The sequence below is a fragment of the Pseudoalteromonas sp. ASV78 genome (assembly GCF_047806705.1).
GTDB classification, from domain to species: Bacteria; Pseudomonadota; Gammaproteobacteria; order Enterobacterales; family Alteromonadaceae; genus Pseudoalteromonas; species Pseudoalteromonas prydzensis_A.
This window is the reverse complement of the sequence record NZ_JBLOPA010000001.1, coordinates 3,891,034-3,908,634: the sequence shown is the minus strand read 5'-3', so window position 1 is coordinate 3,908,634 and position 17,601 is coordinate 3,891,034. Positions and strand designations below refer to the sequence as shown.

Sequence of the window (17,601 nt, the reverse complement as noted above, 5' to 3'; positions counted from 1 at the left end):
TTAACAAACACATTTAGCAATTATCAGTAATAATAAATATTCGCTCAGGCATATCAATGTGCTGACACATTATCATCATAAACACTGGCAAATAATCTAAATAAATCAACCCTACTCATATCGTTAAAAAACAAAAACACCGAGCTGAGGTAACTCCTCCTTAACTAGGTTATTGATGTTCTTTTTAATGAAGGGTAACAGTTAATGCTGTCATTGAATTACGCGACTTAATTTTTAAAGAGACATTATGCTTAAAGTAAATAACCACACAAAGTATTCACTTGTTGCAGCTATTGCAGCCCTTGCGGCAATGGGAGAGTTATACCGGCTAAAAAGTTTACTGAACGAAGGGCTAGATCAAGGGCTAACGATTGATGAACTTAATAGCGCATTCTCTTATATGGTCAGGTTTATAGGCCTACCTAGAGCATTAAATAGCCTCAATGTGCTTAAACAAATATGCTTACAAAGGCAGCCAAAGAGCACCGTTTTAGTAGAACAAGAAATTGAGCAAACCTCTACAGCTAGTGTGAATGCAGCTAATAACAGGCTTTCTCAGCAGTGTCTTTTAGCAATAAAGCTGGGTACATTGGCGGTGGATGATAATTTTGAACCATTACTGCAAACTCATTTGGCCGCATGCCTTGATTCACAATTTGAGGTGGCTCACATAAATACCGTTATTAATTCATTAGCCATAAAAGCAGATATCAATGTGGCCATGCGCGCTAACGTATCTTTTGCAAAACTGTTAGCGCATGCATAGCTATTAGCCATTTGGCACAGTATCAAAGCCAGTTATGGTGTTCAGCTCTTTTAACCAAGCTGGACTGGAGCGACACCAAATTTGCGTTTTAGGAATAAGTTGTTCACGCTGCTCAATAGCACCTATTCGTAAGCCATAAATTTTATCACCCTCACCAACTGAGGTCGCATACAATGAAGTACCACAATTGCCGCAAAAACCTTGCGCACGTTTATTACCGCTGTCAGCAACTTTTATATACTCTTTCGGTTGTGAGGCCGTAAAGGTAATCGCATTCGCTTTAGAGAGCACAACTGTACGAAACGGCCCACTCGAAATTACTTGGCAATCAGTACAATGGCAGTTTAATACTTTCGTTTCATCAACCTCTGCATGGTAAGTAACTTCCCCACAATGACAACGTCCGGTAATTTGCATAATAACCCCTAAATTAAATTTTAGCCGTATAGTGGTTAGCAACTTTACGCCAAATAACGCGGTATATTCAACACTCTTTTTATGCCATTAACGATTTTTATACTGGGTTTTACAGTGGCTGCGCATAATAGCGGGATCACGTAATTTTAAATGTTTGGTTGTACGGCCAGCATGGCGCTTACGCCAGACTTTAAATGAACCCGATGAAATATTGTCGCGCATAAAACTAACTAACTGGGAATGATTTAAACCATATAGGTTTTCGATCGCTTCGAAGGGAGTGCGATCTTCCCACGCCATCTCGATGATTCTAGACACTTGGCTACTATCAAACATAATAGACTCTTCTACAAACTATCTTTATACCCAACATAGCAAGAATACGATCAATCTATAATTTCAACTCGCCAGGGTGGATCCAGCCGATTACTCCCCGCCCAATAAAGTTTGATTTTATTGTCTGATGGATCTTTTAACAGCGCTTCGCGCCACAAGTAACGCTGCTCGGTGATGTCTGATTCAAACTTAAAGCCTTTAGCTTTTAAGCAAGCAACCCACTTGTCTAGTTCTTCGCTTTCAAAGTATATAACCGCGCCATTACTAAACGCATCATCGGTTAATAACAAAGAAAACGTGGCTTTATTAGCGCACTCAAAGCGTGAGTAATGATCTGTTTTTACAATTTGTGTAAAGCCCATGACCAAGTAAAATTGATTTGCTTTTTCGATGTCAGTGACAGGTAAAGTGATTTGATTAAGGTTCATAGTCGTTACCTAAATATTGAGTTAGATAACGACGTTAAAACCTTAACTTAGCTTGAGGTCAATTAGTAATTTGTACCTTGATATTAAGAAGCTTGATAGCGATTTGCTTGTTTAATACTCGCAAAATCATTAAAGCGCACACCGTGTTTTTTCATCACGGCAAGGATCTTTTTACTGATCATTTGGCGTAAATAAAATGGCTGATTTGGCACAAAGTGGTGAATAGTGTGAGTTCGACCAAAATCAAAGCAAAACAAATGAAACGGCATAAATAAACGGCTAGTTAATACGTGAGTTTGCTCCAGCATATTGTTAACGCCGCCGTAGTAATGCATTGATGAAGTAACAAAATTTAATGAACTTGACCGCACAATATTAGGCACAATCAACACCACCATTAAAAACTCAAACAGCGCCATAATGTCCAGCAGCAACGCCGGCGAATTAGCCGCAAGTGGAGTAAATAAATTAACTAAATGAAACACAATTACACTGTATAAAATAGCAAAGTACGCTGTGGTAACCGGAAACCCGGCGTTAAATACCTTAAAAAAGCTAAAGCCTTTGATTTCTTTACTAAAACGTTTAGCGTTAATCAACAAGCCGAGTAAGCCATCAACAATCACCAGCGCCCGTAGCCATGGTTTTTTAATGCCATTACCCACTAAGCGCTCTTCTAAGTCTTGCTCAGTGCCCGACACTTTATGATGGTGCAAATGCATTTTACGACGATACCACGGACTAATCGTGTTGGGTCGCATCAACCACACCGTAAGCATCATAAAATTATGCAGAAAAGGTTGATTACTAAAGTATTGTTTATGGATCAGGTCGTGTTCAAGCTCGTGGGAAATTGACGCTGCAATGGCCGCTAAAATAATACATAGCCACGCGGGGATAATAGCAAAGTAATAAAGCGCACCAACCCCAATCAACGCACCGAGTGATAATAATAAAATAGCCATCCCGAGAGTATTTTGATGAGCTAATAACGGATGCTTTTGACGAAGCTTAGCTTCTTCAGCTTTAATCGCCTTAACAATGGCTTGAATATTTTCCTTAGCACTTAACGTGGTCATAAATAGCAACTGATAATCAAAGTTGCGCAGATGATACCCGAATAAATAAAAAGCTGCCATAGCGAGAGCAACGAGCAACGAGCAACGAGCAACGAAAAAATAAACTGCAGTTAATTTAAATCAAGCATATTCTTTAATATAACTACAGTTGGGTAAGTTAGTCGTAGCTAAATCGACTTAAATAAAAATAGCAGTCTTTTGACCTGTAAGAATTATTATGGCAACAGAGTGCCATGAACGGACGTTGCCGATCCTAATTGCTTGTTATTAGCATTTTAATCACCGCTACCTGTGATATTTGAACTGCTACTTGAGCCACCACCTAAAGGCTTTGATAAACGAGGAGGAACATCTTGTGACCTGTGAAATAACCATAATCCAATAGCAGCAAATATTGGAATTAACCAAACAAGAATAATTTGAGCTGCTTTTTGAAAAACCTCTAAATCATCTCTCTTTGCCAAGTAAATAGATACAACTAAATTTAATAGAGCTACTACTGCTAAAATAATGAACCAGTACTTGATTTCCACTTTGCCCCCTTGGCTTATAACGAGCCTGTAAAATAACTCATTTTTAATTTATTTTTATTGATGCATTAACCATAGCCGAGTTCCTATTTTGATTCAATCGACAACTGACTTTCACGTAAAATATAAAAAGAGGATTTGCTGTTGCTTTAATTGGCGTTTTGGCAGGTATTACTAGTGTTTAAGTGGCTTATTTGAGCAGATGTAATCCCCTGTCACCGAACACAATGGCAGGATTATCTGTGTGTTATTTATTGTGGTAAAGCATCGTTACTAAACCGCGATAGACGTCAGCAAGAAGCCACAGGAATCCCCTAAAACATCCCCAAAATTAGCCTTTATATATCAATGAATTAATAGTCTTAAAAAATGTGGGAAGCGAGGGAACATTCATGGTGTTTTGTGATCTTATGAATCGCTTAAAAACAACAGAACTAAACACCATGAATGCGTCTACTATTTTGCACAATATGCTCCACGCTGTCACCCCTAACTCAATTCATAAAGCCAGATTTAATACTTTAGTCGCTGCCGTTAAATCTCTATTGCACTGTCAGCAATGTACCTTGACTTCTATCGGCCGCAACTTGAATTCAAAAACAACTGAAAAACATGATATTAAACGTATTGATCGACTACTCAGTAACCACGAGCTTTTGCGTGAGTCGACATCGGTTTATGTTCGCTTAAGCCGTTTTGTGGTCACTGAAAAGCATCCCGTCATTTTGGTTGATTGGAGTCATGCAGATACACAAACCAAATACTGTATTCTGCGTGCCAGCATTGCCAGTGAAGGTCGTTCTTTGACCCTGTATCAGGAAAGTGCATTCAGTTTTCAGTATCATTGCCCAAAAGTTCAAAAACGGTTCTTAAAGATGCTCAAACTGATTTTGCCGGGTGACTGCCGGCCCGTAATTGTGACGGATGCGGGCTTTAAAGTTCCTTGGCTCAAAGCCGTGCGAAACAATGGCTGGCATTATATTAGCCGTGTTCGAGGTACGGCACATTTGAAAACGCAGGGCAGCGATGAGTTTGTTCCATGCCAGTCACTATTCAAGAGCAATCAACGTAAGAGCCAGTATCTTGGCGCGACCGAGTTGACCAAAAGTGCAAAATATCAAACTCATGCAGTGCTGGTTGGCAAGGGACATAAGTTATTAAAAAGAGATAAAAAACGTGGTTATAAGGAGCCTTGGCTACTCGTTTCTTCTCTTCCAAAGAGGCACCACTTTCTCGAAAAAGTACTCAAATTATATGGTATGAGAATGCAGATAGAAGCAGGATTTCGAGATCAAAAAAGTGTTAGGTTCGGCTTAGGCTCAGATCTGCACAGGACAAACAAACTCTATCGATTAGACATACTGTTGCTGCTTGCCACACTGGCTCATTGGTTCTCAATGATGCTGGGGGCAGTGATAGACAAAGCAGGAAAGACAGGCGCTTTTCAAGCTAATTCAACCAAAAAAAGACGAGTAGTGTCATGGGCATTTGTTGGGCTGCGATACTTCAAAAAACAGTCCATTAAACTGCGACGGCGAGATTATTTGGCAGGACTAGCCTATTTCGTACAGGTGGTAGTGCAACTCGATTGGAAAAATATGGATGTGAGTGATGTAATTGAAATTTAATAATTATTTTTGGGGATCCCTTAGAGGAATCCCCATGCTTATAAAGTAAGAACAACCATCATCAGATCACTGGCATTTAAATGGATACGAACACTCTTTAGGTGCTGTAAGACTCATACGCCCAAAGATGAGTCAACTTACCTAACAGCATTGAAAAGTAAGGGAGCAAGGCTGTTAAAATTTGCGGTGGAAAGAGAGCTTTAGTGCTTGCTGTCCACCTCAGAGCGTATTGTTACAAGCCCCAAACTCTTGATGCTGCAATATGGATTTCATTGAGCAGCAAAACTAAAGAAATACAGCCTAATACTACCCATTTTTTTGACTTGTCATTTACCTTTAAGTGCCGATAAATTGCGAAAGCAATTGAGGTTACCATAATAACAGCTAATAATAATGATGATTGATTTGCCGAATCCCATTTTAAATTCCCCTCACTAATATGGTGAGAAAAAAACGAAATTGCCCACAAAAGAAATAACACAGCAAAAGCGATTAAATAGTATTTGATATTAAATGTATTTATTGAAGTTCCACAAACTGGACAAATATAGTTCCGATCCCTAGCATTTGGAGTTTTATCCTTTGCAACAATCGTCGAATAACATTTTTTACATACTAAAAGAGACATAAACTCAATTCTATTGGGGGCTTATAACGAGGCTGTAGAATAACTCCAACAGCCAAATTCAATTAAAAAACTAGCTCCTGTAATTAACTCTAAGCGTGTTTAAAGTATTAGCTAATGTATTTTGGAACCCATAAAACAAGCTGTTTTTATTAAAAAAGAGTAATTCTACAGACTCAACGCTTTGCTCACTGGAAAATGACGAGCGCCAGCGAGCCATTTTTCCGGTGCAGCAACTTGTTATATACAATCGTCACACACCCAACTTTGCCAAGAGTTCTTTTAATGAATCATCAACACTCGAACCTGCTGTGTCAATCGTTATAACTTCTGAACTCCAAGGTTCGTAAACTCGGTTTTTAATCTTATCCCAACTAGGAGGCTTGAGATTTGCCACAGTGCTTTTTCGTTTAATGGCTCGTAGCTCATGCTCTTTTGGATCGGTACAAATGACTTCAATGTTTACAAATTTCGCACCTACATTCGTGGCAACCGCCTCCCACTCCCGACGAACAAACTCCTCGGTGTTACAAGAATCGGAAATAGCACTAAGACCCAACAGCAAATTATCCTGAATAATCCGATAACTGAGCTGATAACCTTCACCTTCTAGCTCCAGATCACATAAATCCCGTAATCCTTGTTCAACAGTGTCAATGCGGACATATAAGATGCGTAAATGTTTCGAAAGCAGTTGAGCAAGTGTAGATTTTCCAACCGCAGGCAAACCGGAAAATATATATAGCGTTGGACAACTCAAATGTCTATTCCTTGTATATAACGCCCGGCTTTGCGGCGTGCCGGAGCGCAGCGTAGGCACGTCCGACAACAGCCATTTGTTAAGCCTTTTATATTTGATGAAACGGTACTCTTTCATTCCATTTCGATTGATATTTCTTACGCCACGCGGTGCCTATAGAATCAAGCCATTCTATAGTGGCCTGAACGCTTTCTGCATTTACATCGAAGTTCTCTATGTGGTCTTCAATTGTTTCGTCACATAGAGTCAGTTTTTCAAGGTACTCATCAAATGAATCAGCTAAGACCACTAGCGCGTCATTCTTTCGCAACCCTGTCCATTCTGGCAGCCCTTGGACGAAAGCCACAACTTTATAACCATCCCTCAGATCTAGAAACAACCGGCTTGAACCACCATCTCTACCTATAGGCAAAACCTTTTTTCGCGGGAAATCATCATTCTTTCTTTCCTGCTGCAATTCAAATGGATTACATTCCCATTCACGCGAGTTGCTCGCTTTATACAACCCACAAAAAGATAGGTATTCACTTGCGTCGTCTTCAAGCTCTACAAGAATGTCATACTCTAAATATCCACCATTACACGTTTTAAGGAACTGAATGTAGTCCTCAGGCAAAGAACATCCCAATTCCTTTTCTAAAGCCCCAATCTCTTTTTCAGTCGCAGGCGCTCCGGGATCTTCTACGATTAAATTTTTATATCCCAATCTACAACTCCACTTGGAGGCTTAACAATTTTATAGTGCGCGAAGGGCGGATCTTTCTGCTCCGACCACGCTCATTTTTTACTTTATATATTTTTAACAAATTAGCTAAGGTATTACTATCTCTAAGTTTTCTATTATCTTTAAGCAAAGCTAAATAGAACAATATACGCGCGTCGCTTATATCCTTGAATATGTGCGCAATCAACGTTTGGCCGCTCAATTAGCTGTTATACTTTGTCAATATCAAAATTTACCCTACAGCTACCGAAAAGCATCATTAGCATGACACGAGCAGGTTAACAGGCATTAAAAAAACACATAACTAAATATGCCAATAATTGCAGCATAAATCAGCATCGGCAGCACTGTTTTTTTGATCACCACGCCTTCTTGGTTATTTAAACCAACAATACTTGCCACCGCGATAATATTACTTATACAGACCATATTGCCCATTGCTGCACCAACGGACTGTAGTGCAAGTATTAATGTAGTCGGTAAGCCAACCTGCTGCGCTATGCTGTATTGAATACCAGCAAAAGTTAGGTTAGAGACCGTTGCTGAGCCGGAAAAAAATGTTCCTAAAGCACCGAGAAAAGCCGCAAACAAGGTCCAATTCTCGCCACTCAGTTGCGCAAACGATTGTGCCATATAAAAAATTGGTGCGTTGTGTTCGCCTAACATCATAAAATTAACCATGATCAATGCGCCCAGTAACGAAACACAAGGTAAAGCGATTCGTTGCGCTGTTTCGTTGCACATTTGTTTAACTTGTTTAGCATTCATTTTTAATAACGGCAAACACACCGCCACCACGAGTACAAACGGAATAATGGCAGGTACATACAGCGTTTTATACGACCAGCTAACCCCTGTGGCAAAAATATCTTGCAGTGAGATTATTAAGGCTGCACTAAGTTGAAATTGCGCAAAACTCAAATCGGCCGCTAACCAAGCACTGTCGTTATTTAACCAGTCTTTAATGCCTAACTGCTGAATTCGCGTAAGCAACAAAACAATCATCAGTAACAATAATGGCGATAACGCAATAAGCAGTGTTTTGCGCGAAATGTTCACGCTGTGCGTTATCTGTTTGTCTGCGGTGCTTAAACCGATATTAAATTTAGCAAACACAACGCTCAGTACTAGGCCGATAGCGCCACCAAGTAAAGAGGGAAATTCGTAATTCCATTGCGCTATCCACCAATAAGGTAACACGCAGGAAAAAATGCTTAAGTAAATATAGATCCCATTGCGACGGATCACCTCTGCAGATAACACAAACCGCAAGGCAATGGGCACAATGACCATTGCCGCAACAACATGACATAACGCAGTCCATTGTGATATAGCCAGTATTTGCTCTGGTACTAAATTTAAACTCGAAAAACCAAACCATGTGGGAGTACCCACAGCACCAAACGACACAGGCACAGAGTTTAATATCAACGTAAACACCACGACTTTAAGCGGCGCAAAACCTAGACCAACTAATAAAGGAGCTGCAATAGCAGCTGGTGTGCCAAATCCAGAGGCACCTTCAATCATAAAGGCAAACGCCCAACCGATGATCATTAGTTGCGCAACAGGATTACTGCTTATTGATTCTAACCAGCTTTTAATCGTTGCTTCAGCACCAGAAATAGCTAACAGCCTATTGAGCAAAATAGCGCCGGCAATAATAGAAATAGGCGTAGCAACCGATAAACCACCAGCAAGCGAATTGGCGGCGACTAATTGCCAATCAGCACGAAAATAAACTAGCTGTAAAAACCCAGTTAATAACGCCATGGCTGGCAGCGCAATATATGAAGGAAGCGGATCACGCTTAGTCATTAACCAAATTAAAATAATAATCGGCAAAGCGGCGATCACGGTATTCATCAACACATCCTTAGTGATATCGAGCTATTTACTGTCAGCAATTAATCAGCTCTAAGCAAAAATTAAACAGTTTAAAGCGCAGCTCACGAATAGCGAATAAGACCAGCGTACACCAATTTCAGAACCAGAGCCGTTTTTTACTGGCATCTTAATAAAAATACGCCATTAAGGCTAAGTTGGCACTGCCAATTAAAAATAATTTTATTATTTAGATTATCCCTCATTTATTTTTCATTCATTGCTCTTTGCGCAAAAAGTTTAAGTGCATTATTCACCAAGAGGTTCTGAGACGCTGCGCTTAAAAGGAGTGAAAGCAACTACTGCACTTATAACTGCATGGCGCACCGAAATGTGTTTGCCGTAAGTTACTTGCTTAAGTGCCTATTAACTGAGTTGAGACTCATATGTGGTATGTGGCTTTTTATCTATTTACTTTTATCTGATTGTACATACGATTTTTTTACAGATAATAAGGAGTAGAAAGTGAATAATGCTCCCCACCAAATTGCAAATGTCCAAATTGCAGGTTCAAGTTCATGCCAATTAGTAATATTTATAACTGCAAAATAAAATAAGCCTAATGAAATGAATGGCAATATAAATAAAGAGTAAAAAAGACACATGATAGAATGTGATAATAACTTTTGATACTTATTTTCTGTTGTAGATCTAAACTCTATAAGACCAAAAATACATTGTGTAGCTAAAAACAAAATCAAAACTTGTAGTAAACTCCAACCAAAAGCGGCAAGAATAGCAATCCACTGCATTTACATCCTCCCAATTATCAGGACACTAACACCTAACGAGCCTGTAGAATAACTCGTTTTTAATTTATTTTTATTGATGTATTAACCATAGCCGAGTTCCTATTTTGATTCAATCGGTTACTTTGGTTTCATACAAAGATATGAAAAAAGCTGGCTGCGATGAGATCATAATAAGAGATTACTACGTAACGCGCCTATATGTGTTTGCCGTAAGCTACTTGCTTAACTGGTGCATCGACAGACGAAGTAAACGAATTTGTTTATTGATTTAGAATTGACCGTCACTGAATAAAAACGGTCAAACGAACATTAGTGCCTATAGATAGAGTTGAGGCCCATATGTGTTAAATCACTTAACTTCTGAGTGTGGATTACCATGTACTTTAAAATATTGAGAAAAGGTGTGCTTTCTAGAAACGCCTTTGGGTAGCGAAATAAATGGCAGTAAATGCGACCTGTTATCTAATATTTCTATTTTCCATTCAGTATCGCCAATAAAATGGAACGTTATAGTATTTGAGCTTTGAATATTATAGTTTCTAAACGATCCCGTTGAATACATACTTCCAATTGTAGCTGAATCAATAACATCTAAACTCTCATTCAAAAGATGTATGTGGAGCATATCTTCATTAGGGATATCGTCAGTCATAAAGACAAGATATTTATCATCAGTTTTAATGCAAAGCTCCAAATAACTACCATCAATTCTTTTACCTGTTTGAATGCCATCTAAAAATATATTACTTTGCTCTGAAGAAATAGGCTGCGTATTAAACTCTTGACTGTCGAGTATGATCATATTTTTCACCAAGTTATACTCACGCCAAAAGCTGCTAGCGCACCGCCAACAAATGCACCAACTGTCACACATACTGGAGCCCCAGGACCGCACGCTAAACCAGCTAAAGCCCCTCCGGCAATTCCCCCTCCTATACCAGCACCCGTTATCACTATTTCCTTCCCAGCAGCATCAAACTTATTATCAGCGGTAGCAACTGTATATACAGATATAGCAATAGACAAAAAGACTAAACTCCTACCAGCAGAAGATAGCTTTTTCATTGAAGCTGTAACTTTAGGATTAGACTTTCCAGCAGCTTTTACAATTTCAGAGTAAACGATATTTTGCTTAGCTTTAGATAGTCCATCAAATGTTATTGTTTGCCCATAAAGCTGTTTTGTTTTCCTTGCTACAAGCTCATTTAAGGTTTTTCCTTCGCTTTTTATTTGTTGTGCCATAGCTAAGCCAACAGGGGTACTTCTAGATCTAATCACATCCATTATCACGTTTCTGGCATCTTGGGCTTGAGCAGCTGCTACAGACCAAGTAATCCTTCCAGTATTTGCACTAATTCTAAGCTCAGAAGCCATTGTCAATATTTGCTTTGAATAGGCTTGACGAGCTTCTGCATCAATTATCAAATGCACACCTACATTTGCTATTTCAGACTGTAAGGCCTTAATTGACGCTTCAAATATTTTTTGATCTTCCTGCGATCCATTTTGCATTTTATTTTCCATAATTTGATTTTGTGACCTAACGATTAATAGTGTCTCCCCCTCTCAAAACACTTTTGTCAATGTGCCATGGCGGAGTTGATAATAAGCGTTAAATATCAGAGTTCCATATGTTTAAATTAAAGCTGTTGTGGTATTACTTTAGCCAAATTAATATTTTTATTATTCATACAATTGATGAATATGACAAATGTAAATGGGCAAAACAGTGAAAAGAAACTATCTGTTAGCTAAGGTTAACCAATGTTTGCTGTAAGCGACTTGCTTAACTGGTGCATTGACAGAGTTAAGGTTCATATGTGTTAAATTTTTACTTGGCATATTGTTCAATATATTTTGTTGTAGTTTCTTTTGCTTGGTTTAACTCTGCCTCAGACATTGCTTTGGTTAGCCGAGACAACCCCTCTTTTGCGAACTTTGTGTCAGCACCTGCTCGCGCAATAACCACTTTGTACCAAGCATAAGACTCAACACTATTTTGTACTGAGCCAGGGCTAGACTCTAGCAAATATGCATACTCAACTTGTGCTGTGTAAAATCCTAGTTTTGCACTCTGATCTAGGTATTTTTGAGCTGATGCAAAATCACCTTTCGATGCTGCCTCCACACCTTTGTGGCGAAGTTCAACTGCCTCACTTGCTAAAGTGCTAGCAGAAAATACTAGCGAGAGGATTGTTGCTAGAATGAGCTTCATTGTTTCTCCTGAAATTTAACGCCCAAATAACAGGCTAAGTAATAGTTGGCTAAAATTGTGTAGCGAAGCGAAACGTAGCCAACTGTTACGTGCCCTTGTTGATTTGCTTGTTATTACGTTAATACTTGCTGTCGAAATCATTGCAATCTGGACATGTATAGCTATATGTATCAACCCAACTACTCATTTCACCATTTGGCCAAGATGAACCACAAATTTCACAATCAACCTCAATATCCTCTGAGTCTTCATTCCCACACATAGTGCACTTAAAGCCTGTTGAAGAATCGACATTAGGAATCATTAAGTCACTAACATTACATTCTGGACAATCATAAGTTGCCCAATGCACGTCATACTGGTGTTTTGGTCTGACACCTCTGAAAGCAGCGTTGTGCGCTTCTCTTACCTCAACTTTAGCTTCTTCTAATTCATGCTCATATTCATCAGCTAATGTTTGAAAAACACCTAATTGTTTTTTACTAATTACATCTTGCAATCCAACAACACTAAATATATCCGTAAACTCGTCGAATCCTCGTGTTAATCTGCCTAAAACTAACCGTACTTCTTTGGTGTTCATTTCAAATTTATGATGCTCAATATTATTTCTTAGATCTTTCAACGATCTAATTTCAGAAGCGAATTCTGAGTCGAAGTATTCTTTATCAGATTCTACGTATTCGAGGGCCATATCAAGAGTAATTGTATGGGGGTTTTGATGTCCTTTGATAGGAGACTCAAAGTCAAACTCTTCATTTTCTAAAATTTCAAATGCTTCAATTAATGGAACTCCATCGTCTTTAGCTCTTTTGGCTACAACTCTGAATACCTTTGAATATATTAAGTTTTCTTCTACCGTTGAAATATAGTGCTTTAAAATTAACTCCATAAAATGACAAAAATGCAATAGCGCAAATTTATGGGATCTTGTGCATCCATTTTGCCCTTGCGCGTACTTATCTAGAGCTTCGTCCAAGCTGTCGATTGCATTGCCGATAATATCCAATTCGTATTTATACACGAGCTCTCCTTAGTAAACTAACGCCCACAATAAGGGGCTGATTAATAGTTTGCTAAAATGTGAAGCGGAGCGGAACCGAGCAAACTGTTAGCAGTCCCGCTTTATTTGCCTTGTTATGTTGCTACTTTAAACCGCTCGTATTTTGTAGCATGTTCAGGCGGCTCATTAAGTTTGCGGCATTAATCATATGCTCCCAAAACAAAACGCCAGGGCTGATGTTGTTTTCCATTACACCATCTAATTCTTCCATAGCCAAACGAAGCTCGTTTACTGATAAGTACTGTAAAAAATCTTCTTTACTGTAACCAAAATCAGACTCTTTAATATCTGAGGGCAAAAGTTTATACGCGGCTAGTAACTCTTCTGATATTAGCTTCCACTTCTCAGTAGTACTCATAACTCTCCTAGCAACATAACGCCCGCATTTGCGGCTGGTTTGGAGCGCAGCGGAAAAACAGTCCGGCAACATGCGTTTGTTAGGTGTTTTCCAGCACATGCTCTGCGGCATTAATATTGTCCAATGTGTTCTCAACGAGTTTCTTATATAAGTCAAAATGTATGGAAGAATACTCCAGTTTATGAATCTCATTAAAATAAAAATATTGTTCAAGATTCTGCTTGTAAAGTGCAAGCCTCTCCTGGGCACTATCTTTCTCAAATATTGCCATCTCAATCAACTCATCAATAGGCAAAGGTAAATTCATAAATACTCGCCCATCATAACGCCATGCATTTTTTTTGGTCTCGTACTCCCACATTGTTAAATATCCTGAATCTCTATAGATTTTGGATATTTGCTGATCATGCACTGGATTCTCAATTACATACTGTGTAATTTGTTCAAGAGTCTGAATGTCTTTTTTAGTTAGCTTTCTAACTTTTGAAAGAATTTCATTTGTTATATTTGACTGCTTCTCAATCGGGTTTTCACTTTTCGCAAAGGTGATTTCTTCATCTGTGGCCTTTCTCGCTTGCCCTGAAACCTCTTGAATACTTTGAGATTCGAGAATTTCCTGAGGTGTACAAAAAGAAGCGGTATCTACTAACTTAACGCCAGCATATTCGTATGCTTGTGCTACAAGCCTAGAGCAAAACTGCCTATTCTCATTTTCTCTCTTACTTGCCTTCAGCTTCGCATTGACTGCACTTTTTACAGAGTACGTAGTTCCTATCTTTGATCTCGCGAAAACACATGCTTGGTTTACTGTTTCTTGATCACATTTGACCCTCAAAACAGTCACGTTTTCAGATGTATCAAACAGAAGCCTTTGCAGATTACCTGAATGAACGCCGTTAGCATCAGAATGTATATAGCTACCATGACCTACATATAGAATTGCATGTGAGAAATCACTTCCAGTCGATTTTCTTACAACTTTGCTAGTTGCTGAATTTTCATTTGTAAGAAGAATATCGCCCTTCTTTAATTCGCTAATGGGGATTATGTACAACAGTTCGCTCCATATTTGATAAAACACCTAACAATTTTATAGTGCGCGAAGGGCGGATCTTTCTGCTCCGACCACACTCATATGTATACTTTACACAGTTTTAAGAAATTAGCTAAGGTATTACCATCACTAAGTTTCCTATTATCTTTAAGCAAAGCTAAATCGAACAATATACGCGCGTCGCTCATATCTTTGAATATGTGCGCAAACAACAGTTTGACCACTTAATTAGCTGTTATTTTTTCGGCAACCGCATTCGTGTAAGCGTATTATCAGATAAAACATAGTGGTGGAATAAGGCGGCGACTGCATGTAATCCAATCAAGTAATAGCCAACTTCCCCTGCAGTTTCATGCAGCCCTTTGATGGTTTTAGCTAAGTCTAAATCTTTACTGGCCAATGACGGCAGCTCTAGACCAAAAAACGGAATTGGTTTGCCTGCCGTGCTCAAAATTAACCATCCCGCAATGGGCATAGCAAACATAAACCCATACAAAATAACATGCACTAGTTTAGCCAGGTTATTTTGCCACTTAGCTGGCTCTGGTTTTATATCAGGAGCCGAACCACCTACTATGCGAGCAACTAGCCTAACGCTTACTAAGGCTAAAACCGATAAACCAAGCATAAAATGCCACATTTTAAAGGCATCTCGGGTTGTAGTTCCTTTGTCGAACAATTCACGCAGTTCAATGCTTGCGTACACAGCGACAATCAGTATGAACATAAGCCAATGCAAAGCAATGGAGAGCGTATTGTAATGAGTTGTTGTGTTTTTTAAATTCATAATGCCTCTCGAAAAAATGCAGCGTCCTCATCAACCTAGCTCTTATGTTTTGGGAACTTGAAAAGGTAGCCTCTACCCTTGTACGTATTAAATACTCCACTATAAAGTAACCTATTGTTACTAAGTATTTAGTGATCTAAAACATAAATTTATATTTTAAAACCATGGTTAAATATGGTTAGTTAAGCGTAAACAGTGAAACTTAAAATAAACTTAAGTGATTGCATAACAAAATAACAACCGTTGGTTACCTTTCGAGAAGTATTTGCTAGTTAAACTAATAATTGAAAAGAAATTGAATTTGCAACGTTTTTTACGCTGCGGCTCTTGAATTAAACAATGCCAGTTCGAACCATAGCCAGCTTTTCGATACCGTGATCGGGCGTCCATCTTTTAAACTCAACAAAGCCATGCTTTTTATACAGCTTAATCGCGGGCTCGTTTACTACCGCGGTTTCAACTATTGCAGTTGTTACCGCTGTGCTAGTAACGCACTCACTTAGCGCATAACGGATTAACTTATCGGCGATGCCTTTTCTAAAATGATCTGGGTCAACCGTTAAGCTATTAATTTCTAATCGCTCATTGATGATTGCCAGTTCAATAACCCCCGCAAGCTGCGTATCGTCATAAAATCCATAAAACAGTGTTTGCGAATTGTGTATATCATTAACAGTGCGTGATAAAGGCGGAAAGTTAAGCGTACCTATTAATTCAGCTTCTATTTTATAAGAGCGTTGAAAGGTGGTGTAAATTTGCTTTGCCACTGCCTCATTTGCATTATCTAACTTTGCAATCATCTTTTAACGCCTCTGTATTCGATATTTAATCGCTTAGATTATAGTGGGAGTAAACTAGCAATATTATAGTTATCAACCGTTCCGTTTAGCTTGTTTTTCTCGAAGGTTATTGTTATTAAAAAATGACCAGCGCTCACATAACCAGCTCAAATTTGACCTAACTAAAAACTGAACATCAGCTGCTTCAAGAAAATAAAGCAATGTGTTTACTCATAACAAGCACTTCAACACCACGATTGCTAACCAGCTCAATAGGTGACCAACCAAGTTGCTTATAAAGGCCACCATCTAACTTTTCAGTCTGTAGGTGTATATCAATCACACCGAGCGAAGCCGCTAAAGATTCAAGGTGATTAACTAATGCAGAGGCCACTCCTTTTCCTCGATATTCATTAGTAACATACACCCCGCCTAACCAATGCTCTTTATCTGGATAAATAGTCATTTCATGGTAACGTAAGTCTGCGACTCCCAACACATCCCCCCCCTCGACAGCCATGATAACTAACGGAATACTATCGCGGTTTAAGTAATCATTTAGCTTATTATCAAACAATTCGACAGAAGAGTCTTCTATCAGGTGCCCCCACTGCTGAAAATACCACTTTGCTATAACGGGTTTCATGGCAACCCTATCGGCAAGGAATACAAAATCCAACCAAACGCCCTCCTTTGCAAATTTCAAATATTGAGTTAACAACTGCTTGCAACTCTAATTGAGACAGCCCTTTATAGAATCGACTTCTCCCTAACGTTCGCTCAATGCAATTTTACCAGCTAAACCAATTAGCAATACTCCTGACACTCCTTCCAAGATTCGCGTGTATCTATCTGCGTTAGGTCGATTAAACAACCAACTTCCAACAGTTGCATACAGCACGTTGCAAAGCGTTGCTAACACACTAAAAATTAATCCTAAAATCAGTAATTGCGATGCTGCTGAGCCAGTGGATGTATTTATAAATTGCGGAAGAAATGAGAGAAAGAACAAAGCAACTTTAGGGTTCAAAACACTGACCACAACACCCTGCATAAAAATATTTCCTTTCGTATCCTCACTTTCACTAACGACTACCTGACTATTCCCTTTGTACATGGAAATAAGTGCTTGAACACCTAAATAAATTAAATAAAGAGCACCAAGCCATTTAACAATACTAAAAGCCAAAGCTGAACTTAAAATAATGGCTGATAATCCCACACAGGCCGCTAATGTATGAAAAAAGTAACCAACACCCAAGCCAAGCGCAGCTTTCATGCCACTGGCCATCTTACCTTTCATGGTATTTGATACGATGTAGATAACATCAGGCCCCGGTATTAAATTGATAGTCAGACAAGCAATAACAAATAACATCATTGAATTAAATTCCATTAACTTTCTCCATTTTTACT

22 protein-coding genes are annotated in these 17,601 nt (G+C 38.9%); 2 read left to right on the top strand and 20 right to left on the bottom strand.

What is annotated here, in order from left to right; all coding sequences use genetic code 11:
- Positions 1–247 precede the first annotated feature (247 nt).
- Positions 248–766, top strand: coding sequence for a carboxymuconolactone decarboxylase family protein (locus ACMVDV_RS17835; protein WP_416158985.1), 519 nt, complete (start codon positions 248–250; stop codon positions 764–766).
- A 3-nt stretch (positions 767–769) separates the two neighbouring features.
- Here the strand turns inward: ACMVDV_RS17835 and ACMVDV_RS17830 are convergent, their stop codons facing one another.
- The 5 genes from ACMVDV_RS17830 to ACMVDV_RS17810 form a co-directional block, all read right to left on the bottom strand.
- A complete protein-coding gene (locus tag ACMVDV_RS17830; RefSeq protein WP_064667226.1) occupies positions 770–1,183 on the bottom strand; it encodes a GFA family protein in 414 nt (137 codons plus the stop codon).
- An 87-nt stretch (positions 1,184–1,270) separates the two neighbouring features.
- A complete protein-coding gene (locus ACMVDV_RS17825) occupies positions 1,271–1,519 on the bottom strand; it encodes a TIGR03643 family protein (protein WP_416158984.1) in 249 nt (82 codons plus the stop codon).
- Positions 1,520–1,569: 50 nt separating this feature from the next.
- Complete coding sequence (locus ACMVDV_RS17820; protein WP_416158983.1) at positions 1,570–1,947, bottom strand: VOC family protein; 378 nt, start codon at positions 1,945–1,947, stop codon at positions 1,570–1,572.
- Positions 1,948–2,030: 83 nt separating this feature from the next.
- Positions 2,031–3,026 carry a fatty acid desaturase gene (locus ACMVDV_RS17815; RefSeq protein WP_304184928.1) on the bottom strand — a complete coding sequence of 332 codons (996 nt, stop codon included), beginning with the start codon at positions 3,024–3,026 and terminating at the stop codon, positions 2,031–2,033.
- A gap of 275 nt (positions 3,027–3,301) precedes the next feature.
- Positions 3,302–3,559, bottom strand: a complete 258-nt coding sequence (locus ACMVDV_RS17810; RefSeq protein ID WP_145241238.1) for a hypothetical protein — start codon at positions 3,557–3,559, stop codon at positions 3,302–3,304.
- A gap of 407 nt (positions 3,560–3,966) precedes the next feature.
- Between ACMVDV_RS17810 and ACMVDV_RS17805 the strand changes: the two genes are divergently transcribed.
- A complete protein-coding gene (locus ACMVDV_RS17805; RefSeq protein WP_416156999.1) occupies positions 3,967–5,184 on the top strand; it encodes an IS4 family transposase in 1,218 nt (405 codons plus the stop codon).
- A 232-nt stretch (positions 5,185–5,416) separates the two neighbouring features.
- Here the strand turns inward: ACMVDV_RS17805 and ACMVDV_RS17800 are convergent, their stop codons facing one another.
- The 15 genes from ACMVDV_RS17800 to ACMVDV_RS17730 all read right to left on the bottom strand — a co-directional run bounded on the left by ACMVDV_RS17800 (position 5,417) and on the right by ACMVDV_RS17730 (position 17,581).
- Entirely contained in the window at positions 5,417–5,812 is a 396-nt protein-coding gene (locus ACMVDV_RS17800; protein ID WP_416158982.1) for a hypothetical protein, read from the bottom strand.
- A 250-nt stretch (positions 5,813–6,062) separates the two neighbouring features.
- Entirely contained in the window at positions 6,063–6,686 is a 624-nt protein-coding gene (locus ACMVDV_RS17795) for an AAA family ATPase (protein WP_416158981.1), read from the bottom strand.
- Positions 6,658–7,275 carry an SMI1/KNR4 family protein gene (locus tag ACMVDV_RS17790; protein WP_416158980.1) on the bottom strand — a complete coding sequence of 206 codons (618 nt, stop codon included), beginning with the start codon at positions 7,273–7,275 and terminating at the stop codon, positions 6,658–6,660. The genes ACMVDV_RS17795 and ACMVDV_RS17790 overlap by 29 nt, the downstream gene beginning before the upstream one ends.
- Before the next feature lie 306 nt (positions 7,276–7,581).
- Complete coding sequence (locus ACMVDV_RS17785; protein ID WP_416158979.1) at positions 7,582–9,159, bottom strand: L-lactate permease; 1,578 nt, start codon at positions 9,157–9,159, stop codon at positions 7,582–7,584.
- Between the two features lie 425 nt (positions 9,160–9,584).
- A complete protein-coding gene (locus ACMVDV_RS17780; protein WP_416158978.1) occupies positions 9,585–9,929 on the bottom strand; it encodes a hypothetical protein in 345 nt (114 codons plus the stop codon).
- 349 nt (positions 9,930–10,278) lie between these two features.
- Positions 10,279–10,731, bottom strand: a complete 453-nt coding sequence (locus tag ACMVDV_RS17775; RefSeq protein ID WP_416158977.1) for a hypothetical protein — start codon at positions 10,729–10,731, stop codon at positions 10,279–10,281.
- Between the two features lie 5 nt (positions 10,732–10,736).
- Entirely contained in the window at positions 10,737–11,441 is a 705-nt protein-coding gene (locus tag ACMVDV_RS17770) for a hypothetical protein (RefSeq protein ID WP_416158976.1), read from the bottom strand.
- Positions 11,442–11,760: 319 nt separating this feature from the next.
- Positions 11,761–12,144, bottom strand: coding sequence for a hypothetical protein (locus ACMVDV_RS17765; protein WP_416158975.1), 384 nt, complete (start codon positions 12,142–12,144; stop codon positions 11,761–11,763).
- Positions 12,145–12,262: 118 nt separating this feature from the next.
- Complete coding sequence (locus ACMVDV_RS17760) at positions 12,263–13,168, bottom strand: hypothetical protein (protein ID WP_416158974.1); 906 nt, start codon at positions 13,166–13,168, stop codon at positions 12,263–12,265.
- Between the two features lie 121 nt (positions 13,169–13,289).
- Positions 13,290–13,565, bottom strand: coding sequence for a hypothetical protein (locus ACMVDV_RS17755; RefSeq protein WP_416158973.1), 276 nt, complete (start codon positions 13,563–13,565; stop codon positions 13,290–13,292).
- 79 nt (positions 13,566–13,644) lie between these two features.
- Positions 13,645–14,619: a YiiX/YebB-like N1pC/P60 family cysteine hydrolase gene (locus ACMVDV_RS17750; RefSeq protein WP_416158972.1), complete on the bottom strand. Its 975-nt coding sequence runs from the start codon at positions 14,617–14,619 to the stop codon at positions 13,645–13,647.
- Positions 14,620–14,854: 235 nt separating this feature from the next.
- A complete protein-coding gene (locus tag ACMVDV_RS17745) occupies positions 14,855–15,406 on the bottom strand; it encodes a cytochrome b (RefSeq protein WP_416158971.1) in 552 nt (183 codons plus the stop codon).
- A 332-nt stretch (positions 15,407–15,738) separates the two neighbouring features.
- Positions 15,739–16,206, bottom strand: coding sequence for a GNAT family N-acetyltransferase (locus ACMVDV_RS17740; protein WP_416158970.1), 468 nt, complete (start codon positions 16,204–16,206; stop codon positions 15,739–15,741).
- A 184-nt stretch (positions 16,207–16,390) separates the two neighbouring features.
- Entirely contained in the window at positions 16,391–16,864 is a 474-nt protein-coding gene (locus ACMVDV_RS17735) for a GNAT family N-acetyltransferase (RefSeq protein ID WP_416158969.1), read from the bottom strand.
- A 90-nt stretch (positions 16,865–16,954) separates the two neighbouring features.
- Positions 16,955–17,581, bottom strand: a complete 627-nt coding sequence (locus tag ACMVDV_RS17730) for a LysE family translocator (protein WP_416158968.1) — start codon at positions 17,579–17,581, stop codon at positions 16,955–16,957.
- Positions 17,582–17,601 lie beyond the last annotated feature (20 nt).

Coding starts and splice junctions, on each gene's coding strand:
- ACMVDV_RS17775 (WP_416158977.1), bottom strand. CDS start 10,731: ATGATCATACTCGACAGTCAAGAGTTTAATACGCAGCCTATTTCTTCA.
- ACMVDV_RS17825 (WP_416158984.1), bottom strand. CDS start 1,519: ATGTTTGATAGTAGCCAAGTGTCTAGAATCATCGAGATGGCGTGGGAA.
- ACMVDV_RS17770 (WP_416158976.1), bottom strand. CDS start 11,441: ATGCAAAATGGATCGCAGGAAGATCAAAAAATATTTGAAGCGTCAATT.
- ACMVDV_RS17800 (WP_416158982.1), bottom strand. CDS start 5,812: ATGTCTCTTTTAGTATGTAAAAAATGTTATTCGACGATTGTTGCAAAG.
- ACMVDV_RS17765 (WP_416158975.1), bottom strand. CDS start 12,144: ATGAAGCTCATTCTAGCAACAATCCTCTCGCTAGTATTTTCTGCTAGC.
- ACMVDV_RS17805 (WP_416156999.1), top strand. CDS start 3,967: ATGAATCGCTTAAAAACAACAGAACTAAACACCATGAATGCGTCTACT.
- ACMVDV_RS17815 (WP_304184928.1), bottom strand. CDS start 3,026: ATGACCACGTTAAGTGCTAAGGAAAATATTCAAGCCATTGTTAAGGCG.
- ACMVDV_RS17780 (WP_416158978.1), bottom strand. CDS start 9,929: ATGCAGTGGATTGCTATTCTTGCCGCTTTTGGTTGGAGTTTACTACAA.
- ACMVDV_RS17755 (WP_416158973.1), bottom strand. CDS start 13,565: ATGAGTACTACTGAGAAGTGGAAGCTAATATCAGAAGAGTTACTAGCC.
- ACMVDV_RS17745 (WP_416158971.1), bottom strand. CDS start 15,406: ATGAATTTAAAAAACACAACAACTCATTACAATACGCTCTCCATTGCT.
- ACMVDV_RS17785 (WP_416158979.1), bottom strand. CDS start 9,159: ATGAATACCGTGATCGCCGCTTTGCCGATTATTATTTTAATTTGGTTA.
- ACMVDV_RS17835 (WP_416158985.1), top strand. CDS start 248: ATGCTTAAAGTAAATAACCACACAAAGTATTCACTTGTTGCAGCTATT.
- ACMVDV_RS17830 (WP_064667226.1), bottom strand. CDS start 1,183: ATGCAAATTACCGGACGTTGTCATTGTGGGGAAGTTACTTACCATGCA.
- ACMVDV_RS17820 (WP_416158983.1), bottom strand. CDS start 1,947: ATGAACCTTAATCAAATCACTTTACCTGTCACTGACATCGAAAAAGCA.
- ACMVDV_RS17730 (WP_416158968.1), bottom strand. CDS start 17,581: ATGGAATTTAATTCAATGATGTTATTTGTTATTGCTTGTCTGACTATC.
- ACMVDV_RS17795 (WP_416158981.1), bottom strand. CDS start 6,686: ATGAAAGAGTACCGTTTCATCAAATATAAAAGGCTTAACAAATGGCTG.
- ACMVDV_RS17740 (WP_416158970.1), bottom strand. CDS start 16,206: ATGATTGCAAAGTTAGATAATGCAAATGAGGCAGTGGCAAAGCAAATT.